Consider the following 23,867-nt stretch of genomic DNA (forward strand, 5'->3'; position numbering starts at 1 on the left):
GCACCGGCAGGCTTCGTTGGCCGGATTGGTCGTGACCGGTTTGCGCCACGTTTCTTCGTGGCACGGCGGCGTCGGGCGTGTCTTTAATCAGGGGCTTCGCGAACGCCGACCCTTGGAGTCCTCTTGTCATCGTCCTCCAGACGCGGGTTGATCGCGCTTGGTGCCACCCTGGTAGCTCTGACCGCGGCAACGCCCTCGATGGCGCAGACCGGCCCGGCGACCACCCCGGCACCGGCAGCAGCCCGCAGCCTCGCCCCTTCCGGTCCTCCGCGCACCGTCACGCTCATCACCGGCGACAAGGTGACGGCGACCGTCACGAGTGACGGGCACACCACCGCGACCGTGCAGGCCCCCGACGGCCGCCCGGCCGGCGCCCACATCATGACCACCGGCAAGGACACCTACGTCTATCCCGACTCGGCCCTGCCCTATCTCGCCTCCGGCGCCCTCGACGAGCACCTGTTCAACGTCACGGAGTTGCTCGCGGACGAGTACGACGACGCGCACAGCGACCACCTGCCGCTGATCGTCTCGTACACCGACGCCGCCACCCGCGCCCGCAAGCAGGTCGTCCCCGAGGGCGCCCGGCAGACCCTGACGCTGAGCAGCATCCAGGGCGCCGCGCTGTCGACCGACCGCTCCCGCGCGGCCGACTTCTGGACCTCCATCACCGGCACCCCCACAGCCAACCGCTCGGCCGCCCCGACCACGCAGGCCGTACTACGAGGCGGGATCGCCAAGATCTGGCTGGATGGCAAGGCGAAGGCGACCTTGTCCGACACCACCGCGCAGATCGGCGCCCCCGAGGTCTGGCAGGGCGGCGACACCGGCCAGGACGTGGACGTCGCCGTACTGGACACCGGCATCGATGCCGCGCACCCGGACTTCGGCGGCCGGATCGCCGCGACGGCGAGCTTCGTCCCGGGCCAGGACGTCACCGACCGGCATGGCCACGGCACCCACATCGCCTCGACGATCGCCGGTACCGGCGCGGCCTCCGACGGCAAGGAGAAGGGGGTCGCCCCGGGTGCCGACCTGCACATCGGCAAGGTCCTCGACGACGACGGCAACGGCCAGGACTCGTGGATCCTCGCGGGCATGGAGTGGGCGGCGCGCGACCAGCACGCCAAGGTCATCAGCATGAGCCTCGGCTCCGGCCCCACCGACGGCACCGACCCGATGAGCCAGGCCGTCAATGAACTCAGCGCCGAGACCGGCGCGCTCTTCGTGATCGCCGCCGGGAACTCCGGCCCGGCCCCCTACAGCGTGAGCGCGCCCGGCGCAGCCGACGCGGCGCTGACCGTGGGTGCGGTTGACGGCGCCGATCGCCTGGCCTCGTTCTCCAGCCGCGGTCCTCGCGTGGGCGACAGCGCCCTCAAGCCCGATCTCACCGCTCCCGGTGTCGACGTCCTCGCCGCGCGCTCGCAGTACGCGCCGGAAGGTGAGGGCTCGTACCTGACCATGAGCGGCACGTCGATGGCGACGCCGCATGTTGCGGGCGCCGCGGCCCTGCTGGCCCGGACGCACCCCGACTGGAATGGCCAGCAACTCAAGGACGCTCTGGTCAGCACCACCAAGACCACCGTCCAGTACAGCCCGTTCTCGGCCGGCAGCGGCCGACTCGACGTGGCGGCTGCGGTGCGGAGCACCCTGTTCGCCACCGGGTCCGCGTACTTGTCGGCGAAGTGGCCGTACCCGCCGAGCCAGACCGTGCAGAAGGACGTCACCTACACGAACACCGGCTCTGAGCCGATCACGCTGGACCTGGCTCTCAAGGTCCAGGGGATTCCCGCCGGTCTGTTTACGCTGACGACTCCGCAGGTGGTCGTGCCCGCGCACGGCACCGCCACGGCCGGAGTAGTGGGTCATCTGGAGGCGGCTGTCGAGGACGCCGGCTACAGCGCCGTACTCACGGCGACCGGCCCGGACGGAGTACTGCGTACTCACACGCCCGTCGGCCTCAACAAGCAGAGCCAGCGGGTCAAGCTCTCGGTCACGTCCAAGGACCGGCGCGGCTCCGCACTGCCCGGCATGCTCGTCATGAAGGACATCGCGCGGGACACCGTCCCCAAGGTCTACCTGGTAGACGAGAGCGGCAGCATCGACCTGAGCATCCAGCCGAGCACCTACGCGGCTTGGCTGTACGCCGATGTCACCGGGCTCGACGGACCGCACTCGCTCGGGCGCGCAGTGCTCAGTGAGCCGGAGGTGGTGGTCGCCAAGGACCGGACGCTGACCTTCGACGCCTCCACCCTGCGCAAGGTCAGCGCGACCACCCCGCAGCCGACCACCAACAGCTACGTGCGGGTCGACCAGTACCGGAGCTACGGCGACCTGCACCGGTTCGTCGACACCTATCAGCTCGAGCCCTGGATCTACGACAGCCTGTGGGCCACCCCCACTCGCAAGGTGACGCAGGGCTCCTACACCTTCGCCACTCGCTGGCGTCAAGTGCAATCACCGCTGACGATTGCTGTCGGCAACCAGTCCTACGACAGCATCATCCAGAGCTTCTCCCCGAAGCTCCCGCAGGGCACGGGCTCGTACTCCGTCGTCGACGTCGGCAGCGGATCGGCGGCAGAGTTCGCGAAGGTCAACGTCCGCGGCAAGATCGCGCTCGTTCGTCGGAACGACGCGACCGTCCCGACTGCCCAGGCGGCCGCCGCCCAGAAGGCCGGCGCCAAGCTCCTGCTGATCGTGAACGACGGCTACGGACCGCTGGACGCGTGGGCCGATCTCCCGCAGGAGGAGTCATCCCCCCTTCCGGTGGCGTCGCTGAGCACCGACCAGGGCAAGCAGCTCATCGACCGGATCCAGCACGGCTCCAAGTCGCTCAAGCTCACCTCGCACCCGTACCCGCAGTACCTGTACGACCTGGTCCAGCACCATGACGGCGCCATCCCGCGCGATCCCGCCTACCGGCCGGGAGCGAACGAGCTGGCGAAGATCGACGAGTCGTTCCGCGACACCAAGCAGGGCGAGGCTCTCGACATCCGCTACGACTTGTCCACCGACTTCACCTGGGCAGTGAGTGCGGCAGGGACACCAGTCGCTGCCCAGGGCAACTACACCGCCTGGGTCACCGCCGGCTCGCAGTACAAGTGGCTCACCCAGGCTGCTGTGCCGGACCTCACCCAGTTGGGCTCGTCCCTTTCTTACAAGGCGCGCAGCACCACCAAAGAAACCTGGTTCGCCGGGATCCAGCGGCCGCGGCTGCTGAGCGACAGCGCGGTCTCCACAGTTCCCTCGCGCGTCGGCGACATCATCAGCTCCTTCGGGATGCCCAGCTGGGGTGATTCGGGCCGTCACCAGGGCGTCGTGTACGGCGGTGTCACGGTGGAGTCCTCGCTCTACCAGGGCGACAATCTCCTGGCCCAGGGCAGCGATTTCCTCTCCGCCGAGGTCACCCCGGAGGAACTCCCGTACCGGCTCGTCGTGGACGCCACCCGCGACCTTCCCGACCGGCCATACTCGCCTCGCACCCACACGGAGTGGGGTTTCGTCTCGGACCAGGCCGACTACACGGCACTGGAGCCCTTGCCGCTGATCCAGCTCGACTACGACGTGTCCACCGACCTGGCCGGACGCGCCCACCGGCGTACCGACCTCGTGGTGACGCCGTCGCAGCTGCCGGGCGCTGCCGAGGCGGGCAAGATCAGCGCGGTCACGTTGGAGATCTCGTACGACGACGGCGCGACCTGGCGGACTGCCGAGCTCCGGCGCTCGGGGAACGAGTGGCTGACCAAGCTGGACGCACCTTCGAAGAGCAAGTTCGCGACCGTGCGTGCGACAGCCAAGGACACCAAGGGCAACAGCGTCACCCAGACGGTGGTCCGGGCCTTCGGTCTCGAGTAGTCCTCAAGCCCTGAAAGTCAGGCACTGAAGCGGAGACCGTCGACCAAGAGGTCGAGGAGGCGGTCGGCCAGTCCTGGTGGTTCCTTGGCGGCGATCAAAGTGATCCCGCCGAGGGCCATCAGGACATCCGCGGGGGCCGCGTCGGCGCGGATGGCGCCGTCAGCGGCACCCGCCTCGAGCAGTACTGCGAGGGCGTCGGCCAGCAACTGGCGTGATCCCATCCGCAGCTCACCCGAACTGCTGAGCACCACAGGGAGTGCGTCGCCCATGCCGTGCTTGGTGGCGATGTACTCGACGAAGCGTTCCATCCAGACTCGAAGGGCCTCCAGCGGCGGCAACTTCTCGAGCAACTCGGTCGCGGCGGATCCGAGCCGGGCGGTCTCGTTCCGATAGACGGCCTCGACCAGCACCTCGCGGTTCGGGAACCGGCGGTACAGCGTGCCGATCCCGACGCCCGCTTCCTTGGCGATGTCCTTGAGCGACGCCTCGGTGCCGTCCGTGGCGAACGCCCGGGCGGCGGCGTCCAGCAGCCGGTCGTGATTCTGCTGTGCGTCGGCTCGCATGAGTCCTCCCTTGATAAGTGGAGCCGCGTCCGGTTACAGTGGCGATTAACCGGATCCGGCTCCGTTTACAAGTATAGGAGCACTCACATGACCACCACCAACCCCTTCGGGCCGTCCTCCACCGCGGCGGAGGTGATCGCCGGCGTCGACTTGACCGGCCGGCGCGCGATCGTCACCGGCGGCAACTCGGGCATCGGCCTGGAGACCGCCCGGGCCCTGGCCTCGGCAGGCGCCGAGGTGACGCTCGCCGTCCGCAACGTCGAGGCCGGCCGGCAGGTCGCCGACGATCTGATCGCCGACACCGGCAACAAGTCCGTCCTCGTCGCCGCGCTGGACCTCTCGGACCGGAAGTCGATCGCCGACTTCGTCGCGAACTGGGAGGGGCGACTGCACATCCTCGTCGACAACGCCGGCGTGATGGCGACCCCCGAGACCCGCACCGCCGACGGCTGGGAACTGCAGTTCGCCACCAACCACCTCGGCCACTTCGCCCTCACCACCGGCTTGTACGACGCACTCGCCGCCGCGGGTGACGCGCGAGTCGTGGTGGTGAGCTCGCGCGGTCACCTGCAGGGCGAGGTGCTGTTCGACGACGTGAACTTCGAGCACCACCCGTACGACCGCTGGGCGGCGTACAGCCAGTCGAAGACGGCCAACGTGCTCTTCGCGGTCGAGGCCGCGCGCCGCTGGGCCGCCGCCGGGATCACCGTGAACGCCTTGGCCCCGGGCCGCATCCGCACCAATCTGATGCGCCACATCGGCGACGAGACCACCGCCAACGCCCCCGCCTCCTTCGGTGCCGTGGACCCGTCCATCACCTGGAAGACCACGGAACAGGGCGCCGCCACCTCAGTCCTGCTGGCCGCCTCGCCCTTGGTACAAGGCATCACCGGCACCTACTTCGAAGACTGCCAGCCGGCCGCCCTCGCAGTACCGGGCGGCTTCGACGGGGTCGCGGCCTACGCCATCGACCCCGCCAACGCCGACCGACTCTGGAAGCTCTCGGAATCCCTGCTCAGCTAGCCATCAGTTCGCGGACTCGCGGTGCGACCTGGGTGCCGAAGAGTTCGATGTTGGTCATCAGGGCCGCGTGGGACAGCCCGCCCATGCCGTACTTCAGGTCGAAGCGGTTCGCGCCGAGGGTCTTGAGGTTCGCCGCGATCTTCTGCGCGACCGTTTCCGGCGAGCCGACGAAGAGGGCACCGTGCGGACCGACCTCGGCCAGGAACGACTGCTTGGTCGGGATCGCGAAGCCACGGGTCTTGCTCACGTGAGTGATGACCTCCAGGTACCGCGGCCAGAACTCCTCGCGGGCCAGCTCGTCGGTCGCCGCCACGTGCCCGGGCGAGTGCACCCCGACGGGCAGCGGGTCGCGGCCGAAGCTGTCCAGCGCCTTGTGGAAGAGCTGGGAGAAGGGCGCGAAGCGCGACGGGCTGCCGCCGATGATCGCCAGCATCAAGGAGAAGCCGTAGTGCGCGGCGCGGATCACCGACTGCGGACTGCCGCCGACACCGATCCACGTCGGCAGCGTGCCGTGCTCGAGATGCGGCACGACGTCCTGGTCGTGCAGGGACGCGCGGGTCTTGCCCTCCCAGTTGACCGGGCTGCCCTTGAGGAGTTCGGCGAAGAGGTTGGTCTTCTCCTCGAAGAGGTCCTCGTAGTCGGCCAGGTCGTACCCGAACAGCGGGAACGAGTCGATGCTCGACCCCCGCCCGAGGATGACCTCGGCGCGGCCACCCGAGAGCGCGTTCAAGGTGGAGTACCGCTGGAACACCCGGACCGGGTCGTCCGAGCTCAGCACCGTGACGGCCGAGCCGACGTGGATGCGCTCGGTCCGCGCCGCGATCGCGCCGAGCACGACGTCCGCGGCCGAGAGCGGGAAGTCGTCGGTGTGGTGCTCGCCGATCCCGAAGAAGTCGAGCCCGACCTGATCGGCCAGAACCCCCTGTTCCACCAGGTCCCTGATCGTCTGGGCATGCGAGAGCGGGCGGCCCTGCTCGTCGGAGGTGAGGTCGCCGAAGGTGTCGAGGCCGAGGACCAGCGGGAATCCCCCGCCGACCTCGGATGCTGCTGTGGTCATGATTCGTTCTCTCTCTGAAGTTGTGAAAGTCGTTGGAAAATAGGGGGATTCAGGCTGCTTCGGCGCTGACGGTCGACTCGAACTCCGCGCGGCTGAGCGCCTCCCCGAAGACGGGTCCGCCCGGTTCGAGGAAACGCCCCGCGCGCAGGCCGTCCAGCCGCACCGTGTCGTAGCCGATGTCCTCGATGACACCCGCCACCACGTCGACCGCAGTACGGTCTCCCGCGACGCCGAGTGCCCGTCGCTCCGGAGAGCCGGCAGGTCGGCGGTCGTCGGCGAGCTCGTGGTAACCGAGGTGGTTGAGGGTCTTGACCACGGTCGACCGGGCGAGCCGTCGCTGGACAATCTCGCTGCTGCCGAAGCGGTCGTCCTCGAAGAGTTCCTGGACGCCGTCGACGGGTGGCCAGTAGTTCATCGTGTCCACCACGAGCTTGCCCGCCACCAGGTCCGGGTCGAAGGTCGCGAACTTGTGCAGCGGGATCGACAGCACCACCAGGTCGGCGTCCGCGACGGCATCAGCGGCCCACCGCGCTTCGGCGCCCGGCACGAGCACCTGGGTGATCAACTCGATCTCCGCGGGATCACCCGAGGCCGCGATCGACACGTCGTACCCGGCCTCGATCGCGACGCGCGCGATCACCGGCCCGACATGCCCCGCACCCAGTACTGCGATTCGGGTCATCATGCCGCCAGGTGCTTCCGCAGGGTCTGCATCACGTCGGCGAGCGCGTCGAACTGCTCGGGCGTCAGCGCATCCGCGAAGTACTTCTTGATCGCCTTCGTGTGCGGCGCGGTCGCCCGCCGGAACGCGGCGGCTCCCTCGTCGGTCAGCACGACCTCGGCACCGCGGTTGTCGGTCGCACAGTCCTCCCGCCGGATCAGGCCGCGCTTCTCCATCCGCCCGAGGTGGTGGGAGAGCCGGCTGCGCTCCCACTCCATCTCCGCGGCCAGCCGCGAGGACCGGCTCCGCTTTCCCTCGGCCTCGCTCAACGTGAGCAGCACCTGGTAGTCCGCCGAGGACAGCCCCGACTCCTCGGCCAGCTGAACGCTCAGCCGCCGCCGGAGCTCGGCGGTCGTGTCGACCAGCGACCGCCAGACCGCCAACTCCTCCACCGTCATCCGCCGCCGTTCCACCGCGGCCGTCCTGCCGTTCCCCACGATCCCGCCTGCCTCGTTCTGTCGTCCCGAATCCGATTGATGTATCAATGATGACACGTCAATCAAATCTGCGAACGAGAGGCCCCACGGCTGCATCACGACCTCGGTGACCGATCAGGAGTGCCATGATGTGCGGCATGGAGCTGAAGATGTCGGCGTCGTACGACGCCACCCCTGAGGAAGTCTTCGCGATCGTCAGCGACGCCACCTTCCGCGAGCAGGCCTGCGAGAAGACGAAGGCGCTGTCGTACGACGTCAAGGTGAGCGAGTCCGGCGGCGACACGATCGTCCGGGTGCGGCGCGAGATGCCGTCCGACGACGTGCCGGACATCGCCCGGAAGTTCGTCGGCCAGACCCTGACCGTGGTGCAGACCGAGACCTGGCACGCGGCCAACGCCGACGGGTCGCGCGACGCCGACGTCAACGGCGAGATCGCCAACACCCCGGTCACGCTCAAGGGCACCGCGCGGATCGCCTCGAGCGGCGGCGAGACCGTCCAGTCGATCGACCTCGACGTCAAGGTCGCCGTCCCGCTGATCGGCAGGAAGATGGAGCCGTTCGTCGTCGACGCGATCCGCTCCGGTCTGCAGAAGGAGCACGACCTCGGCCGCGACTGGCACAACGGCACGAACTGACGACCGCCACAAGGGCACGTACTGCACCCGTGTCGCTGACCTGGTGAACCCACCTCCGGTGGCAGTCTGAAAAGGACACTCGGAGGTGGGTTTCTCATGCGTACCCAACGCCGCAAGCCGGCAACCGACGACACGCAGTACTGCGTGCTGTGCGACGCCGTGGTGCTCTTCGAACAGGTCGAGACCGGGGATCACCCCGACGACGACCCCGCGGCCGAGTGGATCTGCGTGATGTGCGGCTTCGCTCTGCTGATCGGGCCCGCCGCACAGCCACTGCACCGCACCGCCTGAGCAACGGCGCGGATGCCGGCTCCCCTGCCGCCGGCATCCGCGCCGTGACCGCCTTCTACATCACGGTCCGCCGCGGCCTGTCCCGGCAAGGCTTTCCGATCGCGGTCATCTGACTGATACCGCGGCGGCGGGCTCGGCCTCATCCTTGGGGGTGGGAGGCGATGATCCGTGCTTGCGAGGTTGGTCCGGGGCGTTCGGTCGACCTGGGGCGAGGGCGTGCTGCGGACTTTCGGGACCGGTGGACTGGGACTCTGGCACATGCGGCCTGCCGCGTGCCGGCGGCGGGAGGACCGGCAGGAGAAGTGCGGTGGGTGCCGGAAGCGACACCGCCGGCTGTTGCGCGTGCTCGCGGTCCTCGTCGGCCTGCAAGTCGTCGGCCTGCTGGGGCTGGCGGCCTTCGGTCTGGGCGCACCGACCTGCCAGCCGCCGGCGAAACTGTCCGTGAACCAGGCGGCGAGCTACACCCGCAGCGGCGCGAGTCCGGCGGTGTTCGCCCGCCAGGTCTTGACGGCCGGCCAGACCGGGCTGGCCCTCACCTATGCGAAGACGCGGGGTGCGGACGTCTGCAGGTTCGCGCCGAACGGCAATCTCGTCGCGCGGATGGAGTCGGGATTCGCCCGCGGCGGCACGATGTACGGCCACGTTTTCCTGACCTATGCCCACGTCGACTACTCGTACCGCGAACTGCGGTCGATCAAGCGGCATGAGACGCGGCACACCACCCAGTGGGCGGCGGGCACGTTCCTTGCCGGGCCGCTCGCCTTCCCGGTTGCGTACAGCGCCGACGAGTTGATCGCGCCTGGGGCGTACAACCACTTCGAGCGAGCTGCTGGGCTGACCGAAGGCGGATACGAGGTCCCGGACGGCCCGTCCCCGACTCTGACTCGCGTGTTCATCGCCGCCGTGCTGCTAGGTCTGGTGCTGTTCGAGCGGCACCGCTTCCGCCGCCAACTCCTGCTTCTCCGCACTCATTTCCGGCACCGGCGAGCGAGTCGGACAACTGGGCAGGTGCCGTGGTGGCACGCCGAGACGAAGCCGATCGCCCGCGGGCGGATCCTGCGCCTGCTGCGCCGGATCTCACCCGGCACCGCTGACCTGGTGGAGGAACACCGCCGTCTTCAGCAGGTCGGCTGCCCGTCCTGCGGCGCGACGCCGAGCATGAAACGACCGGCCGACGCTGGTGCGCCGGCCGGTCGTCTCTGAGCTGCCTGGTTGAGCTCAGCCCTGGTGCGGGTAGCGGTAGTCGGTCGGCGGGGCGAAGGTCTCCTTCATCGAGCGCGGGCTGGCCCAGCGGATCAGGTTCCACATCGAGCCGGCCTTGTCGTTCGTGCCGCTCGCGCGGGCTCCACCGAACGGCTGCTGGCCGACGACCGCGCCGGTCGGCTTGTCGTTCACGTAGAAGTTGCCGGCCGCGAAGCGCAGGTACTCACTCGCCTCGGCGACGGCGGCCCGGTCCTGGGCGATGACCGCACCCGTCAGCCCGTACGGCGCGGCGCTCTCCATCTGCTGCATCACCTTGGCGTAGTCGCCGTCCTCGTACACGTGCACGCCGAGGATCGGACCGAAGTACTCGGTGGTGAAGATCTCGTCGGTCGGGTCGTCGGAGACCAGCAGCGTCGGGCGGACGAAGTACCCCTCGGAGTCGTCATAGGTGCCACCGGCAAGGACCTCGATCGCGTCGGACTGCCGGGCCCGGTCCAGCGCCGCCTTGTGCTTGGCGAAGGCGCGGTCGTCGATCACGGCGCCGATGAAGTTCGACAGGTCGGAGACGTCACCCATCGTGAGGGAGTCGGCCTCGGCGGCGATGTCGTCGCGGATCTTGTTCCAGACCGAGCGGGCGACGTACGAGCGGCTGGCGGCGGAGCACTTCTGGCCCTGGTACTCGAAGGCGCCGCGGACCATCGCGGTCTTCAGGACGGCGGGGTCGGCCGACGGGTGCGCCAGGATGAAGTCCTTGCCGCCGGTCTCGCCGACCAGGCGCGGGTAGGTCTTGTACCCCGCGATGTTCTGCCCGACGGTGCCCCACAGGCTCTGGAAGGTCCTGGTCGAGCCGGTGAAGTGGATGCCGGCCAGGTCCGGGTGGGTCAGCGCGGCCTTGCTGACGTCGATGCCGTCACCGGTGACCAGGTTGATCACCCCGGCCGGGAGCCCGGCGGCCTCGAACAGGCGCATCGTCCAGTGCGCCGCGAACTGCTGGGTCGGCGACGGCTTCCAGACCACGGTGTTGCCCATCAGCGCGGGCGCGGTCGGCAGGTTGCCGGCGATCGCGGTGAAGTTGAACGGGGTGATCGCGTAGACGAAGCCCTCGAGCGGGCGGTAGTCGACCCGGTTCCAGATCCCCGGCGAGGAGATCGGCTGGTCGTTGATGATGTTGCGCGCGAAGGCGACGTTGAAGCGGAGGAAGTCGATCAGCTCGCAGGCGGCGTCGATCTCGGCCTGCTGGACCGTCTTGGACTGGCCGAGCATGGTCGCCGCGTTCAGGGTGTCGCGCCACGGGCCGGCCAGCAGGTCGGCCGCCTTCAGGAACACCGCCGCGCGGTCGTCGAAGGACAGCGAGCGCCAGGCCGGAGCGGCCGCGAGCGCGGCGTCCACCGCTGCCCTGCCGTCCGCCTCGGTGGCGTTGCCGAGCGTGCCGAGCACGTGCGCGCGCTTGTGCGGCTGGACCACGTGGACCTGCGCGCCGCCGCCGAGCTTCTGCTCGCCGCCGATCGTGCAGGTCAGGTCGATCGCGCCGGCCGCATTGAACTCCTTGAGCTTCGCCTCCAGGCTGCCGCGCTCGGGCGAACCGGGCGCATACCCGCGGACGGTCTCGTTGACAGGCGTGGGAACGGCGGTGACGGCATCCATGGTGTGCGGTGCTCCTAGATCGGCTCGGCTGGTTCTCGGCCCGGCTGGGTCTGTCGACTGCTGAGGGTTCCCTCGCGGGGCCCGATCGGGGCCTGCCGCGACAGGTTCGCGTCTTCATGCTGCCACGTCGGACGCCTTACCACGAACCCGACTGGTCCGCTCCCGAACCCACCACGCCCCGCGGCACCATTTGTAGCATGCGTTTCAGCCGAACACCCCGCACAGCAGCAATGCTGAGACGGCGCCTCTCCTGCGTGCGAGCAAGATCACGCAGGGACCAGACGGCCCCGATCAGAGCTGGATCGGGTGTGACACCTCAGGGACGCCAGGGCATGTGCTGGAGAGTCCAGGTGTTGCCGTCGGGATCGGCGAAGGACGCGTAGAACACGCCGCCCATGTCCTCCACCGGCGCGACCTCGACGCCGCGGCCGATCAGTTCCGCCCGGGAGGCTTCGATGTCGGCGACCACCAGGTGCAGGCCCCGGATCGAGCCGGCCGGCATGTCGAGGGTGGGGAGCCCCGAGCTCAGGGTGATCGAGCAGTACGAACCAGGCGGCGTCAGCTGGACGATCCGTACGCCGTCCGCCGGGGTGACGTCGACGTCGACCTTGAAGCCCGCCTTCTCGGAGTAGAAGGCCTTGGCCCGGTCGATGTCGGAGACGGGCATCGGCACGAGTTCGAGCAGGTAAGCACCAGCCTCGACCGGCGCCGTCGGGTTCTCGATCGGGTTCTCGCTCATGACGGGCCTCTCGCTTCAGGAACAGTCCGCCAAAGATCCCACAGCACCGTGTGATCGGGCAGGTGTTCCGGAGGATCTCCGCGGAAATTCTCCGGTCGAGATCCTCCGGTCACCCGGAGTCGTCAGGCGGACTTCTTCGCCGCCTTCTTGGCTGCGGTCTTCTTGGCCGGCACCTTCTCGGCAGCGGCCTTCTTGGCCGGAGCCTTCTTCGCCGCGGGGGCGGACTTCTTGGCGGCCGGCCTCTCCTCCGCGTCACCCTTGCCGCCACCACCCGAGCCGCCACCCGCGCGACGGGCCTTGGCGGCTTCCACCGAGGCACGGAGCGCGGCCACCAGGTCGACGACCTCGGCGCCCTCGGTCTCCTCTTCCTCGGCCTCCGGGATCGGTACGCCGGCGGCCTTCGCCTCGACGACCTGCTCGAGCGCCTGCCGGTACTCGTCGTGGTACTGGTCTGGGTCGAACTCCCCACGCAGGGTGTCGATGTACGACTCGGCCATCGCCTTCTCCTGCTTGCGGATCTCCACGTCCTCGGACGGCGCCGCGAAGGAGGAGTCGCGGACCTCGTCCGGCCAGAGCATCACCTGCAGGACGAGCACGTTGTCGTGGGTACGCAGCAACCCGAGGCTCTCCCGCGAGCGCAGCGCCACCTTCACGAGCGCGTACAGCTCAGAGCCCTCCAGCGCGTCCCGGAGCAGCACGTACGGCTTCGCGCCGGGACCACCGTCAGCCGCCAGGTAGTACGACTTGCCCAGGTAGAGCGGGTCGACCTGGTCGGACGGCACGAACTCCAGCACGTCGATGACCTTCTTGCTGGACAGCGGCAGGTCGGCGAAGTCATCCGGCTCGAGCACCACCATCCGGCCGTCGGCCATCTCGTAGCCCTTGCCGATGTCGGAGTACGGGACCTCCTCGCCGCACTCCTGGCAGACGCGCTTGTACCGAATCCGGCCGCCGTCGGCGACGTGGACCTGCCGGAAGGAGATGTCCTTCTCCTCCGTCGCCGAGAACACCTTGATCGGGATCGTCACCATCCCGAACGAGATGGCACCCTTCCAGATCGCCTGCATCGCCATCAGCTCCCTGTCAGCTCAACCGGTCAGGCTCGGAGCCCGCCGCGCGGGCCTTCCGCGGCGAGGAGATCCGGGATCTCCTGGGTCGCGTACCACAACAGATCTTCACCCTCGCACGAGTCGAGGGCGAAAACAGCGTCCTCATCACCATTCTGAGCAGCGTCCCAAGTGTCCGCTGCCTTGCCGACCACCTCTGCGGCTGCCACGGCGTCCACGTGTACTGCGGCCACTTTCGCCCACGGGATCACCACGTGCATCTCCAACCGGGCATCACCCAGCTCCACCGTGCCGTCGGCCGGTGGCACCGCGCCCACCTCGCAGGCGATGACCACCCGGCGCCGCGCCGCGTCCGGGTCGGCCGCGATCAGCCCGACCGAGGCTCGCGCCGCCTGCGCCATCGCGGCGTACTCGAGCTCCTCGTCGTCGCCGTCGGAGTACCACTCGCGCAGCGCCGGCGTCACGGCGTACGCCGTCAGCGGCGCCGGGCCGATCTCCCCGGCATGGCAGGCGGCGTCGAGCAGGGGAATGGTCGATGGGAGGTAGATCCTCATCATGAGCCAGCCTTCTTCGTGCTGCGAGGATTCTTCCGGCCGCGCGAGGCACGGTTCCGGCTCCCCCTGGTGGTGTCGAGCAACTCGTCGAGCGCGTCGGTGACGCACTGGGCGAACACGGCCAGGTCCGGCATCGCCGTCCGGTCCGCGTTCAGCCCGAAGGACACCTTCCCGTCGTACGACGTGACGCCGACCGACAGGCCCTGGCCGGGCATCAGCGGGACCACCGGGTACGACGCGAGCATGGGCGCACCCTGTGCGTACAGCGGGAACTGCGGGCCGGGCACGTTCGTGATCACCACGTCGTCGATCGGCCGCACGGTCGCGGTGGCCACCCGGGCGGCGAGTGCGTGCAAGGTGGTCGGCGCGAAGCCGGCGATGCCGACCAGCGAGCGGGCGCTCACGGCCCGGCCGGTGTCCTTGTGCACCTTGGTCTGGTACGAGATCTGGTGCAGCCGCATCACCGGCGAGTTCTCCCCGACCGGCAGGTTCACCGTCGACGAGATCACCCGGGAACCGAGCGACGTCGGCTCCTCGTCATCGTCGTCGCGAATGCTCACCGGCACGACCGCTCGGACGCCACGGGTCGGACTGACGCTCTCACCCCGGGTCATCATCCAGGCGCGCAACGCGCCCGCGACGACTGCCAGGACCACGTCGTTCACCGTGCCGCCGTGCATCGCCCGGACCGTCCGGTAGTCCTCCAGGTCCGTCTGGACAGTGGTGAACCGGCGCTGGCCGGAGGTCTTCACGTGCAGCGAGCTCTCCTGGACGTGCCGCTGCGCGACCACCGAGCCGACCACGTCACCGAGCACCTCGCGGACCGAGGTGGACCCGGTCAGGCTGGCTATCTCGGCCCGCGCCAGCTCCAGCACCGCGGTCGGGTGCCGGGTGGCGTCGGCGAACACTCCGGCGAGCAACTCCAGCGCGGACGGCGGGTGCGCGGGCTGCCAGGTGTCGGTCGGCGTGTCCCGCGGGTGGGCGGTCGAGTCGAGCACCACCTGGCCGATGTCGACCGTGCTGGTGCCGTCGACAAGCGCCTGGTGGGACTTGGAGATGATCGCGAACCGGTCCCCCTGCAGCCCCTCGACCAGGTACATCTCCCAGAGCGGCCGGGCCCGGTCGAGCCGCCGCGACATGATCCGGGCGACCAGCTCGAGCAACTGGGCGTGCGTCCCCGGCCGCGGCAGGGCGGAGCGCCGTACGTGGAAAGTGATGTCGAAGTCTTCGTCGTCGACCCAGACGGGCCCGGCGAACCGGCCCGGCACGTGCTGGACGCGCTGCCGGTACCGCGGCACGAAGGCGATCCGGTCGCGGATCAGCGCGACCAGGCGCTCGTAGTCGAACCCGTCGTCGCCGTGCACCGGCGGCTCGAAGATGTCCACGGTGCCGACATGCATCGGCGTGGCCGGACTCTCGGCCTTCAGGAAGGTCAGGTCCAGCGACGTCAACCGGTCCGGCATCCAGGCCCTCCTTACTCCTCAGGTTCGTGTGCAGCCACCCCAGGGTGTGACTGCTTGTCCCGTGCCGCTCAGCACGCACGGGGACAAGCAGTCACACCCTAACGGTGTCCACGGACAGTGGGCTGCGACACTGGCTGGGCGAGGCGGACGTGGCCCACAGCGATCGTGACACGACCGATGGTGCATACCGGGAACACTGGACCGGGCGCGTTCGTCAGGCAAGAGGGTGCGTCACGCGCCCGCGTACTGGAACCGACCCGCTGAAAGGCCCCTCGTCTCATGCGTTCGACGCTCTCCCGCGGTACCGCGCTCGCGCTCCTGCCCGCCCTCGGCATGCTGGTCCTGGCCGGCTGTGGCGGTGGCGACGACTCCGGCGCCGACTCGAGCCCCAGTCCGTCGGTCGCGCCCACCGCGTCCCCCTCCGAGACGCCGAGCGGCACCCCGAGCACGCCGAAGTCGAACACACCGTCGAACACCACCGACCCGTCCGGCGAGCAGGCCGACGTCACGATCAACGTCACCGTTGCCAACGGCAAGGTCAACCCGAGCGGTTCGAGCATCAAGGTGAAGGCCGGCCAGACCGTGCTGATCACCGCTGTCAGCGACGCCGCGGACGAGCTGCACATCCACGGCTACGACAAGGAGCTCGAGCTGGCCCCGGGCAAGCCCGCCTCGGTGAAGTTCACCGCGAACATGAAGGGCACCTTCGAGGTCGAGACCCACGAGAGCGGCAAGCTGGTCGCCAAGCTCGTCGTCTCGTGACCGCGCTGCTCCTCCCCACGCAACTGGTGACGCCGCTGCTGCTGCCGCTGCACGGGATCGGCGGCCGGCAGGACCTGCCGATCCCGTTCGGCCTGGCCGTCGGTGGTGCCGCGGTCGCGATCGCGCTGTCGTTCGCGATCCTCGCCGTGGCCTGGCGGAACCCGCGGTACCGCGGCAACGCCTCCGGCAAGCCGTTGCCCGCCGCAATCACCCGGACGGTCGACTCACCCGGCTTCCGCTGGTTCGTCCGACTGGTCGGGCTGACGACCTTCCTCTACGCGATGGTCGCGCTGCTGTTCGGCGTGGACCGGCTGACGAACCCGATCTTCGGCTTCATCTACATCCTGGTCTGGGTCGGCCTGGTCCCGATCTCGATCCTGCTCGGCCCGGTCTGGCGCACCCTGAACCCGCTCCGGACGATCCACCTGCTGATCAGCAAACTGCTGCGGCAGCCGCCTTCCAAGGGGCTGTTCGAGCTGCCCGCGGGACTCGGACTCTGGCCTGCGGCAGTCGGCATCTTCGCCTTCACCTGGCTTGAACTGGTCGCCCCCGACCGGGCCACCCTGCCGGTGCTCCAGGCCTGGCTCGCCCTGTACGTCGTGATCATGCTGTTCGGCGCGATCCTCTTCGGCGACCGCTGGTTCTCCACGGCCGACCCGTTCGAGGTCTACGCCACGCTGATGTCCCGGCTGTCCCCCTGGGGCCGCCGCACCGACGGCGCCCTGGTGATCCGCCGCCCGCTGGAGAACCTCGACGGGCTGAAGCCACAACCCGGACTCGTCGGCATGGTGGCCGCCCTGCTCGGCTCAACGGCGTACGACGGGTTCTCGAACTCGACCGCGTGGATCGGGTGGGCCCAGAACACCGACTACTCGATGACCACGCTCGGCACCTTGGCACTGCTCGCGTTCATCCTGTTCGTACTAGTGACGTTCTCGAGTGCCGCGCTGCTGGCCGGCCGGCTGTCCGACAGCTCTCGGCGAACACTGCCCAGGCTGTTCGCCCACTCCGTCGTACCGATCGCCTTCGGGTACGTCGTCGCGCACTACCTGACCCTGCTCATCCTGGAAGGCCAACGGACGCTGATCTACCTCAGCGACCCACTGAGCAACGGCGCCAACATCTTCGGCACCGGCCTGCTCGGCCTCAACACCGGCATCACCAACCACAGCACCACGATCGCCGTCATCCAGGTCCTCGCAGTAGTAGGCGGCCACCTCATGGGCGTCGTCTCAGCCCACGACCGAGCAGTAGCCCTCTTCCCCCGCACCAAGGCCCTAGCCGGCCAAATCCCCTTGCTCATAGTCATGGTCGGCTACACAGTCGGCGGCCTCCTCCTACTCTTCTCGGCCTAGTACTACGGCCCCGACGCCGCCCCTTCGTCGCTCACTCCCCCACCCCAGGTCGCAGCCCCTTCTGGCCATCCCATGTTGGGGGTTAACCCCTCGAATTGTGGGTTGCCCCATCTGCGGATGAGTGGGCAACCCACACTCAGAGGGGGTAACCCCTCAGACACCCCTCAGCAGGGCCCACGAGGCGAGCGTCACAGCGTGCGCGCCACTAGGTTCGTCCCTCCCAAAATCGGTACGTCGGCCGTTGGGCTCGGGGTTAGGTTGGCGGGATGTTCAGTGTGCGGGATCGCGAGCAGCTACGGGACGAACTTGTTGCGGCGGCCAAGGCGGACAGCAGGATCGGTGGCGCGGCTCTGACCGGCTCGGGAGCTGCTGGGACTGAGGACGAGTGGTCTGACATCGACCTGGCGTTCGGGCTGGTCGAGGGGGCGGACCAGGGTGAAGTGATCGCCGACTGGACCACACGCATGTATCGGGAGCACGGGTGTGTGCACCACATGGACATGGCTCGGCGCGGAACGATCTACCGGGTGTTCCTGCTGGAGAACACGTTGCAGGTGGACATCGCCTTCGCGCCCGCGGCGGAGTTCGGCGCCTACGCACCGACCTTCCGGCTGTTGTTCGGGGAGGCGGTCGAGCAGGAGCAGGCGCAAGAGCCGGCGGCGATCGACCTGGCCTCGATGGGGTGGCTCTATGCCCTGCACGCCCGGTCGAGTATCGCTCGCGGCAAGGCGTGGCAGGCGGAGTACATGATCAGTGGTGTTCGCGACCAGGTGCTTGCGTTGGCCTGCCTTCGGTACGGCGTCACCTCATCGCAGGGCCGTGGTCTCCACCTGTTGCCTGCGGCCACTACCGACCCCATCACGGCAACCCTGGTCCGCTCACTCGACCGGGACGAGCTCACCCGCGCCTTCCGCGCCGCGATCGCAGTACTGCTAGCCGAGACCGCCCACGTCGACCAGGGCCTGGCTAAACGGTTGAAGGGGCCTCTGCATGCGCTGGCTTAGGTAGCGAGCGGCTTGTGTAGGCCAGGATGAGGAAGGCGATCATGCCGAGGATCAGGTGGGAGTTGCCGGGGATGGACTGCCAGAACGACCAGCTCAGCTCGCGGTTGTCGCGGTACGGGACCCACCAGATCGACCGGAGCACGAACAGGCCGTACCAGAGGATGCCGGTGACGACGGCCGGGCGGTAGCCCCACTGCCGGTTGACCGCGCGGATCAGGCTGACGCCGAGCGGGATGATCCAGACCCAGTGGTGGCTCCACGAGACCGGTGACGCGTAGAGCACGGCCAGGGCCATCACCGAGATCGCGGTGACCCGTTCGTCGGCCAGCCAGAAGCGGCGCGCGAGCCAGAGGACGGCCAGGCCGAAGACCGCCGACAGCACGAACCAGGCGGGCTCGACCCAGGACGCGTCGTCGCCGAGCCGGCTGAGGAATCCCATGAACGACTGGTTCGCCGTGTAGGCCAGGCCGCCGACCCGGTTGGCGTTGCGGATGACGACCGTCCAGTACTCCCAGGACTGATTGGGTACTACCGCGAAGCCGATCGCCATCGTCGCGAGCAGCCCGAGTACGGCGTTCCGGAAGGCCCGCCACTGCTTGGTGATCAGCAGGAACGCCAGGAACGGCAGCGGCGTCAGCTTCACCCCGATCGTGACCCCGACCCAGAACCCGCGCCACTTCGCGTTCGCCGGCCGGACCAGGTCCAGCAGGATCATTGCGGTGAGCAACAGGTTGATCTGGCCGAACTGGATCGTCTGCCAGACCGGCTCGAGCAGCAACGACAGACCCGTCAACGCGGCCAGTACTACGATCCGCCGCTCGCGCCACTGCCCCGGCAGCAGGGACCAGGCTGTCTCCGGGAGGCTGGCGCGCCAGATCAGCCCGATGCACAGCACCGAGATCGTCGTCCAGACGACCAGGGCGACACCCCACGGAACCGCCGCCAGCGGCACCATCGCGATCGCCGCGAACGGTGGATAGGTGAACGGAAGGCCCGAGCCCGGCAGCTGCGCGTCGTACAGGGACTCGCGGTCGAGCAGGACCGAGCCGCCCATCCGATAGACCTGCAGGTCGATCATGCCGTCGAAGAGCCCGTAGGCCCAGGCGCCGAGGGTGACGAAGATCGCACAGCCGAGGATGGCGGCGACGATCCAGCGCCGGTCGGTGGTTCGCGTGCTGGAGGTCATGGTCACGTCAGGTCGACTCCGAACAAGGACTCCAGCTCGCGCCGCGTCTCGTCGTACGAGGTGTGGTGGATGGCGGTCATGCCGAGCGCGCGGGCGCCGTCGACGTTCAGCTCGAGGTCGTCGATGAAGACGCACTGCTCGGGGTGCAGGCCGATCCGCTCGGCCGCGAGCTGGAAGATCTCCGGCTCCGGCTTGCGCAGCCCGACCTCGCCGGAGATGACGATGTCGTCGAACATGCCGTCCCAGGTGTCGCGCGGGTAGGTGTTGCCCCAGGAGTTGGACAGCAGCGCGGTCCTGATGCCGTGCGACTTGGCCCGCCGGATCAGCGCGGACATCTGGGGCTGGTGCTCGAAGTGCGCGAACATCCGCTCGATCAGCCCCTCGGCCGGGACCGGGGTGCCGTCGCGCCGGATCAGCACGGCGGCGAGTTTACGCTCGAAGTCGGGGACCGCGATCTGGCCGCGCTCGAGCGCGTGGATCGGGTTCAGCTCGGCTTCGGCCGGCGTCGCGGCCAGCCAGTCGACGATCGCCTGGTAGTAGGCGTCGAAGTCCAGGTCGTCCAGCTCGGCCCACCGGCCCAGGGCCACGTCCAGACCGTCGGTGAGCACGCCACCCCAGTCCACCAGCAGGCCGCGCAGGTCGGGCTTGTCGTCAGGCATGCGCGCAAGACTACTCAGGACATACGGCCGGTCCCCCGGGGACATACGCGCGGTCCCCCGGCGATCACTCAGCGGTGGTACTCCACCGTGACGTCACCCGAGGACGTCTCCGCCTTGATCGTACGGAGCGCGGAGGGGTCGATCTTCACGTTGGCGGACTCGTCACCCGACGACGTGTCGGTGTCGACCTTGTACGCCTCGTCACCGCTGGGCAGGAGGACCGTCACATCGCCGGAACTGGTCTTCGCGTCCACCGACGACGGCGCCTCGTTGAAGCTCAGGTCGACATCGCCCGAACTGCTGTCGCTCTGCACCGACGACGCGGTCAGGTCGTCGGCCTTGAGGTCACCCGAGGAGGACTCGAGCTTCAGCACCCCGCCCATCCCGTGCGCCTCGATGTCGCCCGAATCCGACTTCAGATCGGCGCCGCCCGCCAACCCGGACACGTTCAGGTCGCCGCTGCTGCTGTCGATGCTCACCTTCAGATCCTTCGGCACGGTCACCACGTAGTCGGTGTCGCAGCCGATGGACAGGAATCCGCAGCCGGTGTCGCGGATCTCCAGCTCGCCGTCCTTGTACTTGTCCTTCGGGTCCGAGCCGAACACGTTGCGCTCGAACCGCCGGTCCACGGTGATCTCGCTGACATCGCCCGACCGCACCTCGAGATCGGTCGAGCTGGTCTTGATCGACAGGGCGGTGCCCTGCACGGGGTAGGTGTCCTGGGAGTTCTTGGTGCCCTCGGTCAGTCCGGTGAGGGCCCAGTAGAGACCGCCGAGGATCAGGGCGACCGAGATCGCGATGCCGTATCTGCGCTCGGTACTCATCGTGCTGGCCGGACGGCCCTGGACCTCGGACATGACTCTCCCCTGGCGCTGCTGCTCTACCGCTCTGGTGCTCCGACGGCCGGTGACCGTTTCGTCAACCCTGGCATATCCCCGGTCCGTTGTCGGTGGGGTTTTCCCCCCTAAATCAACTGAGGAGATCCCTGATAAGCCCCGCTGCCAGCTGCTGCATCCCCTTGCGGAGCTTGCTCGACTTCGCCGCGTCAACGAGGCTCCGCCCGTGCGACAGCGCCGCGTCACACGCCGCCTGGTCGAACGGCAGCAACGCCGCCGCCTGTACTCCGGCGTACCGGCTGAGCGCCTCCGCCACGGCATCAGCAGGGGAACTCCCCAGCGACCCTGAGCGAACCCTGTTCACCACGACCCGGGTGTTCGCCGACGGCACCACCGCGCGGAGCTCGTGCAGCGCGCGGATCAGCCGGGTGAGACCGACCGGGTCGGCAGTCCCGACCACGATCACCTCGTCGGCCTCCTCCAGGGTTGCCAGGGTTGCTCCGTTGCGCCGAGGCGCGAGGGTGTCGAACGAGATCTCCTCGTCGCTCTCGATGCAGAAGCCCGCGTCGACGACCGTGCAGGGAGCGAGATTCCTGGCCGTGGACCAGACCGACTCGATCGCCGCCGGGCGGAGCTCGGTCCACCGGTCGGCGCGGCTCAACCCGGTCAGCACCAGCAGGTGCGGGCCGACCTGCCTAGCCTGCCGGGCGAGCACCGCCACATCGAGCGAACCACCACTGGCCGAACGCGCCGCCGCGGCAAGCCCCGAGGTTTCGTCGAGCATGCCGAGGAGCTGAGCCACTGTCCCGCCGTACACATCGGCGTCGGCAAGCAGCGTGGAGACCCCGCGCGCTGCCAACTCCGTGGCCAACCCGACCGCGACCGTACTGCGGCCCGGGGCGCCGGTGGGGCCCCAGACGGCGATGACTCGGCCGGCCCCTTGGCCATACGGCTCGTAGCCGTTTCGTTCGGGGTTCGCCACGGTCTCGCTGGAGAGGGGGACGAACCCGCCGGCGAAGTGCGACACGGTGGCGGGTGGTCCGGACTCCACTGCGTCGGTGATCGCCCGGCCGAGGTCCTCGGCGCTGACGTCGGCAGGGAGAATCCGCTCGATCCCCATCCGGCTCAGCCTGTCCTCCGCGCCGGTGGGCTCGCCGGTGTCGGACGGATCGACCAGTGCGAGCACGGCGATGCGCCTCGCATGCAGCGCGGCCACTGCGTCAGACGTCAACCTGGGAAGGTCCTCTGCGAGCAGGACCGCCCTGGCTTGTCCGCTAGCCGCCGCGGCCATCACGTCGGCGATGTCCACACACCTGCGGACTACGCGGATCCCCTGCGCTCTTTCGGCCCGGCGTACGACATCGGCCTCCCACGGTGCGCCAGTCACCGCCAGGAGGACTGGCACCGACATCAGCGGCCCCGCCGGATCAGCACTGGTTCACCTGTACTCATCATGGCCAGCGCCGCGGGGAGTCGCGTCAGCTCTCTCGGCTCGAGGCCCACCAGGACCTGCCGCCTGGACGATCCTCCGGCTACGCCCTTCGCGGTGTCCACCTGGATCACGCGGACCTCTGCCCAGAGTTGCTTGGCCGGCTGGTCGGCGGTCTTCGGCACGACCCAGATGTCGACGTGGTCCCCGGCGGCTGTGTCCGCGGGGAGTCTGCCGGTCGCGATGGACAGCGGTAGTTCGGTGCGCTGGCTGTCCGCCTGGGTTACCGCAGCCTCCCTCGGGACGAACTCGCCCTTGCTGACCGCCCGGGTGACGACCAGGCCCTTGAGATCCGCGTCAGCGGCGACGTACTGGCCGGCGGCCGCGTCGCTGGTGAAGCGGACGCGGACCGTGGTGAGGTCCTGGCTGGTCAGCTTGGTGCCGGCCGGCAGGTCTCGCTCCGCGGCCCAGATGGCGGTGGTGTCGTCCGCTGCGGACAGCAGTTTGGCGCCGCCGAGGGCGGTGATGGCGACGAGCAGCACACCGAGCAGCAGGCGACCGTCCTTCCATCGGGCCCGCCGGTTGCGCAGGGTCGGTGTGGACGGCGCAGCGAACCCGCTCCGCACCACTGGACTGTCGGCCACTCGAACTCCCCAGACATTCTCGGTTACCGCACGATCGCTCTTGGCGACGACATTCTGCCGTGTCCGCGGTCTGACCGGTGACGGTCATCCACAGGTCGAGGGCAGCTGGGGACAAACTGGCTGATTCGGATACCAACCGTGGCAAACTGAAGCAATCAGCCCGTCACCGACTCGAAGGGGAACAGCACGCATGCCGGCTCCGCGCTTCCTCCAGCTGTCCGACGTCGCCGAGGTGCTGAACATCTCGGCCAACCAGGTGTACGCGCTGGTCCGTCGCGGCGACATCCCGGCGGTCAAGATCGGCGGCCGCGGCCAGTGGCGGGTGGAGTCGACCGAGCTGGAGAAGTACATCGAGCGGCTCTACACCGAGACCAAGCAGTTCATCGACACCCATCCCTTCGGCGAAGAGGCCGAGGTCTCCGACTCCGAGGACGTCCGCAGCTGATCCTTCCGCCGGTCCTGGGGTCCCGCGGCTCAGAGAGCTAGCGGCGCTCGCCCACCACCTCAGCGAACCTCCCGCCCGAGCGCCCGCAGCGGTGGTTGCGGGGTGCACTGGTGGCGGCGGCGGGGTGATTGTGGGCCCAGCGGTGGCTGGGCGTGCGGTGGCTGGGCGTGCGGTGGCTGGGCGTGCGGTGGCTGGGGCGGGGTGATCGTGGGGCCAGGGATGGTTGTGACAGGTGCGGTCGGCCGCCTGGTTGTGGGGGTGGGGACACCTAAGCGGGACCTTGGACACGTCATTG

The 23,867-nt window shown here is 68.9% G+C and carries 23 protein-coding genes; 9 read left to right on the forward strand and 14 right to left on the reverse strand.

Annotation, left to right across the window (positions count from 1 at the left end; all coding sequences use genetic code 11):
- The first annotated feature begins 123 nt into the window (after positions 1–123).
- Positions 124–3,855, forward strand: coding sequence for a S8 family serine peptidase (locus tag ACFPJ1_RS01415; protein WP_380100911.1), 3,732 nt, complete (start codon positions 124–126; stop codon positions 3,853–3,855).
- A 17-nt stretch (positions 3,856–3,872) separates the two neighbouring features.
- Here the strand turns inward: ACFPJ1_RS01415 and ACFPJ1_RS01420 are convergent, their stop codons facing one another.
- Positions 3,873–4,418, reverse strand: coding sequence for a TetR/AcrR family transcriptional regulator (locus ACFPJ1_RS01420; protein ID WP_380100912.1), 546 nt, complete (start codon positions 4,416–4,418; stop codon positions 3,873–3,875).
- Between the two features lie 87 nt (positions 4,419–4,505).
- On the opposite strand from ACFPJ1_RS01420, the gene ACFPJ1_RS01425 reads away from it, so the two are divergent.
- Positions 4,506–5,441, forward strand: coding sequence for an SDR family NAD(P)-dependent oxidoreductase (locus ACFPJ1_RS01425; protein ID WP_380100913.1), 936 nt, complete (start codon positions 4,506–4,508; stop codon positions 5,439–5,441).
- Here the strand turns inward: ACFPJ1_RS01425 and ACFPJ1_RS01430 are convergent.
- Genes ACFPJ1_RS01430 through ACFPJ1_RS01440 form a run of 3 tightly spaced genes read right to left on the reverse strand, consistent with a single transcriptional unit; the run spans position 5,434 to position 7,656 of the window.
- Complete coding sequence (locus ACFPJ1_RS01430; RefSeq protein ID WP_380100914.1) at positions 5,434–6,498, reverse strand: LLM class flavin-dependent oxidoreductase; 1,065 nt, start codon at positions 6,496–6,498, stop codon at positions 5,434–5,436. The two genes, ACFPJ1_RS01425 and ACFPJ1_RS01430, sit on opposite strands and share 8 nt — an antisense overlap.
- A 49-nt stretch (positions 6,499–6,547) precedes the next feature.
- Positions 6,548–7,183 carry an NADPH-dependent F420 reductase gene (locus ACFPJ1_RS01435; RefSeq protein WP_380100915.1) on the reverse strand — a complete coding sequence of 212 codons (636 nt, stop codon included), beginning with the start codon at positions 7,181–7,183 and terminating at the stop codon, positions 6,548–6,550.
- The gene (locus ACFPJ1_RS01440; protein ID WP_380100916.1) at positions 7,180–7,656 is read right to left on the reverse strand and encodes a MarR family winged helix-turn-helix transcriptional regulator; all 477 of its coding nucleotides are present in this window, start codon (positions 7,654–7,656) and stop codon (positions 7,180–7,182) included. Before ACFPJ1_RS01440 ends, ACFPJ1_RS01435 begins: the two co-directional genes overlap by 4 nt.
- A gap of 137 nt (positions 7,657–7,793) precedes the next feature.
- On the opposite strand from ACFPJ1_RS01440, the gene ACFPJ1_RS01445 reads away from it, so the two are divergent.
- The 3 genes from ACFPJ1_RS01445 to ACFPJ1_RS01455 all read left to right on the forward strand — a co-directional run bounded on the left by ACFPJ1_RS01445 (position 7,794) and on the right by ACFPJ1_RS01455 (position 9,785).
- Entirely contained in the window at positions 7,794–8,291 is a 498-nt protein-coding gene (locus ACFPJ1_RS01445; RefSeq protein WP_380100917.1) for a DUF2505 domain-containing protein, read from the forward strand.
- 96 nt (positions 8,292–8,387) lie between these two features.
- Positions 8,388–8,582: a hypothetical protein gene (locus ACFPJ1_RS01450; RefSeq protein WP_380100918.1), complete on the forward strand. Its 195-nt coding sequence runs from the start codon at positions 8,388–8,390 to the stop codon at positions 8,580–8,582.
- Between the two features lie 168 nt (positions 8,583–8,750).
- Positions 8,751–9,785 (forward strand): hypothetical protein, encoded by a 1,035-nt coding sequence (locus ACFPJ1_RS01455; protein WP_380100919.1) that lies wholly within the window; start codon positions 8,751–8,753, stop codon positions 9,783–9,785.
- 15 nt (positions 9,786–9,800) lie between these two features.
- Here ACFPJ1_RS01455 and pruA read toward each other — a convergent pair whose 3' ends face one another.
- The 5 genes from pruA to ACFPJ1_RS01480 form a co-directional block, all read right to left on the reverse strand.
- Positions 9,801–11,429: an L-glutamate gamma-semialdehyde dehydrogenase gene (gene pruA / locus ACFPJ1_RS01460; RefSeq protein ID WP_380100920.1), complete on the reverse strand. Its 1,629-nt coding sequence runs from the start codon at positions 11,427–11,429 to the stop codon at positions 9,801–9,803.
- Positions 11,430–11,745: 316 nt separating this feature from the next.
- Positions 11,746–12,168 (reverse strand): VOC family protein, encoded by a 423-nt coding sequence (locus tag ACFPJ1_RS01465; RefSeq protein ID WP_380100921.1) that lies wholly within the window; start codon positions 12,166–12,168, stop codon positions 11,746–11,748.
- Positions 12,169–12,290: 122 nt separating this feature from the next.
- The gene (gene ku, locus ACFPJ1_RS01470; RefSeq protein WP_380100922.1) at positions 12,291–13,235 is read right to left on the reverse strand and encodes a non-homologous end joining protein Ku; all 945 of its coding nucleotides are present in this window, start codon (positions 13,233–13,235) and stop codon (positions 12,291–12,293) included.
- A gap of 29 nt (positions 13,236–13,264) precedes the next feature.
- Positions 13,265–13,792, reverse strand: a complete 528-nt coding sequence (locus ACFPJ1_RS01475) for a DUF6912 family protein (protein WP_380100923.1) — start codon at positions 13,790–13,792, stop codon at positions 13,265–13,267.
- Positions 13,789–15,252, reverse strand: a complete 1,464-nt coding sequence (locus tag ACFPJ1_RS01480; RefSeq protein ID WP_380100924.1) for a WS/DGAT/MGAT family O-acyltransferase — start codon at positions 15,250–15,252, stop codon at positions 13,789–13,791. The genes ACFPJ1_RS01475 and ACFPJ1_RS01480 overlap by 4 nt, the downstream gene beginning before the upstream one ends.
- Before the next feature lie 279 nt (positions 15,253–15,531).
- Here ACFPJ1_RS01480 and ACFPJ1_RS01485 point away from each other — a divergent pair, with 279 nt between their 5' ends.
- The 3 genes from ACFPJ1_RS01485 to ACFPJ1_RS01495 all read left to right on the forward strand — a co-directional run bounded on the left by ACFPJ1_RS01485 (position 15,532) and on the right by ACFPJ1_RS01495 (position 18,373).
- The gene (locus ACFPJ1_RS01485) at positions 15,532–16,014 is read left to right on the forward strand and encodes a cupredoxin domain-containing protein (RefSeq protein WP_380100925.1); all 483 of its coding nucleotides are present in this window, start codon (positions 15,532–15,534) and stop codon (positions 16,012–16,014) included.
- Entirely contained in the window at positions 16,011–17,369 is a 1,359-nt protein-coding gene (locus ACFPJ1_RS01490) for a hypothetical protein (RefSeq protein WP_380100926.1), read from the forward strand. The genes ACFPJ1_RS01485 and ACFPJ1_RS01490 overlap by 4 nt, the downstream gene beginning before the upstream one ends.
- Before the next feature lie 266 nt (positions 17,370–17,635).
- Positions 17,636–18,373, forward strand: coding sequence for a nucleotidyltransferase domain-containing protein (locus ACFPJ1_RS01495; protein ID WP_380100927.1), 738 nt, complete (start codon positions 17,636–17,638; stop codon positions 18,371–18,373).
- Here ACFPJ1_RS01495 and ACFPJ1_RS01500 read toward each other — a convergent pair.
- The 5 genes from ACFPJ1_RS01500 to ACFPJ1_RS01520 all read right to left on the reverse strand — a co-directional run bounded on the left by ACFPJ1_RS01500 (position 18,336) and on the right by ACFPJ1_RS01520 (position 23,127).
- Positions 18,336–19,559 (reverse strand): glycosyltransferase 87 family protein, encoded by a 1,224-nt coding sequence (locus ACFPJ1_RS01500; protein WP_380100945.1) that lies wholly within the window; start codon positions 19,557–19,559, stop codon positions 18,336–18,338. The genes ACFPJ1_RS01495 and ACFPJ1_RS01500 overlap by 38 nt on opposite strands.
- Before the next feature lie 2 nt (positions 19,560–19,561).
- Positions 19,562–20,218: an HAD family hydrolase gene (locus tag ACFPJ1_RS01505; protein ID WP_380100928.1), complete on the reverse strand. Its 657-nt coding sequence runs from the start codon at positions 20,216–20,218 to the stop codon at positions 19,562–19,564.
- Between the two features lie 68 nt (positions 20,219–20,286).
- On the reverse strand, positions 20,287–21,075 hold the full coding sequence (locus ACFPJ1_RS01510; protein ID WP_380100929.1) for a DUF4097 family beta strand repeat-containing protein: 789 nt from the start codon (positions 21,073–21,075) through the stop codon (positions 20,287–20,289).
- A 112-nt stretch (positions 21,076–21,187) separates the two neighbouring features.
- A complete protein-coding gene (locus tag ACFPJ1_RS01515; RefSeq protein WP_380100930.1) occupies positions 21,188–22,465 on the reverse strand; it encodes an AAA family ATPase in 1,278 nt (425 codons plus the stop codon).
- Positions 22,465–23,127: an SAF domain-containing protein gene (locus ACFPJ1_RS01520; RefSeq protein WP_380100931.1), complete on the reverse strand. Its 663-nt coding sequence runs from the start codon at positions 23,125–23,127 to the stop codon at positions 22,465–22,467. The genes ACFPJ1_RS01515 and ACFPJ1_RS01520 overlap by 1 nt, the downstream gene beginning before the upstream one ends.
- A 190-nt stretch (positions 23,128–23,317) precedes the next feature.
- Between ACFPJ1_RS01520 and ACFPJ1_RS01525 the strand changes: the two genes are divergently transcribed.
- Complete coding sequence (locus ACFPJ1_RS01525; protein ID WP_380100932.1) at positions 23,318–23,572, forward strand: helix-turn-helix domain-containing protein; 255 nt, start codon at positions 23,318–23,320, stop codon at positions 23,570–23,572.
- Positions 23,573–23,867 lie beyond the last annotated feature (295 nt).

The sequence above is a fragment of the Kribbella qitaiheensis genome (assembly GCF_042657745.1).
GTDB lineage: Bacteria > Actinomycetota > Actinomycetes > Propionibacteriales > Kribbellaceae > Kribbella > Kribbella qitaiheensis.

Bases quoted from the DNA above. Each gene is read 5' to 3' on its own strand.
- ACFPJ1_RS01425 (WP_380100913.1), top strand. From the start codon at position 4,506: ATGACCACCACCAACCCCTTCGGGCCGTCCTCCACCGCGGCGGAGGTG.
- ACFPJ1_RS01495 (WP_380100927.1), top strand. From the start codon at position 17,636: ATGTTCAGTGTGCGGGATCGCGAGCAGCTACGGGACGAACTTGTTGCG.
- ku (WP_380100922.1), bottom strand. From the start codon at position 13,235: ATGCAGGCGATCTGGAAGGGTGCCATCTCGTTCGGGATGGTGACGATC.
- ACFPJ1_RS01485 (WP_380100925.1), top strand. From the start codon at position 15,532: ATGCGTTCGACGCTCTCCCGCGGTACCGCGCTCGCGCTCCTGCCCGCC.
- ACFPJ1_RS01445 (WP_380100917.1), top strand. From the start codon at position 7,794: ATGGAGCTGAAGATGTCGGCGTCGTACGACGCCACCCCTGAGGAAGTC.
- ACFPJ1_RS01500 (WP_380100945.1), bottom strand. From the start codon at position 19,559: ATGACCTCCAGCACGCGAACCACCGACCGGCGCTGGATCGTCGCCGCC.
- ACFPJ1_RS01465 (WP_380100921.1), bottom strand. From the start codon at position 12,168: ATGAGCGAGAACCCGATCGAGAACCCGACGGCGCCGGTCGAGGCTGGT.
- ACFPJ1_RS01480 (WP_380100924.1), bottom strand. From the start codon at position 15,252: ATGCCGGACCGGTTGACGTCGCTGGACCTGACCTTCCTGAAGGCCGAG.
- ACFPJ1_RS01430 (WP_380100914.1), bottom strand. From the start codon at position 6,498: ATGACCACAGCAGCATCCGAGGTCGGCGGGGGATTCCCGCTGGTCCTC.
- ACFPJ1_RS01510 (WP_380100929.1), bottom strand. From the start codon at position 21,075: ATGTCCGAGGTCCAGGGCCGTCCGGCCAGCACGATGAGTACCGAGCGC.
- ACFPJ1_RS01435 (WP_380100915.1), bottom strand. From the start codon at position 7,183: ATGATGACCCGAATCGCAGTACTGGGTGCGGGGCATGTCGGGCCGGTG.
- ACFPJ1_RS01525 (WP_380100932.1), top strand. From the start codon at position 23,318: ATGCCGGCTCCGCGCTTCCTCCAGCTGTCCGACGTCGCCGAGGTGCTG.
- ACFPJ1_RS01475 (WP_380100923.1), bottom strand. From the start codon at position 13,792: ATGATGAGGATCTACCTCCCATCGACCATTCCCCTGCTCGACGCCGCC.
- ACFPJ1_RS01505 (WP_380100928.1), bottom strand. From the start codon at position 20,218: ATGCCTGACGACAAGCCCGACCTGCGCGGCCTGCTGGTGGACTGGGGT.
- pruA (WP_380100920.1), bottom strand. From the start codon at position 11,429: ATGGATGCCGTCACCGCCGTTCCCACGCCTGTCAACGAGACCGTCCGC.
- ACFPJ1_RS01515 (WP_380100930.1), bottom strand. From the start codon at position 22,465: ATGTCGGTGCCAGTCCTCCTGGCGGTGACTGGCGCACCGTGGGAGGCC.
- ACFPJ1_RS01450 (WP_380100918.1), top strand. From the start codon at position 8,388: ATGCGTACCCAACGCCGCAAGCCGGCAACCGACGACACGCAGTACTGC.
- ACFPJ1_RS01420 (WP_380100912.1), bottom strand. From the start codon at position 4,418: ATGCGAGCCGACGCACAGCAGAATCACGACCGGCTGCTGGACGCCGCC.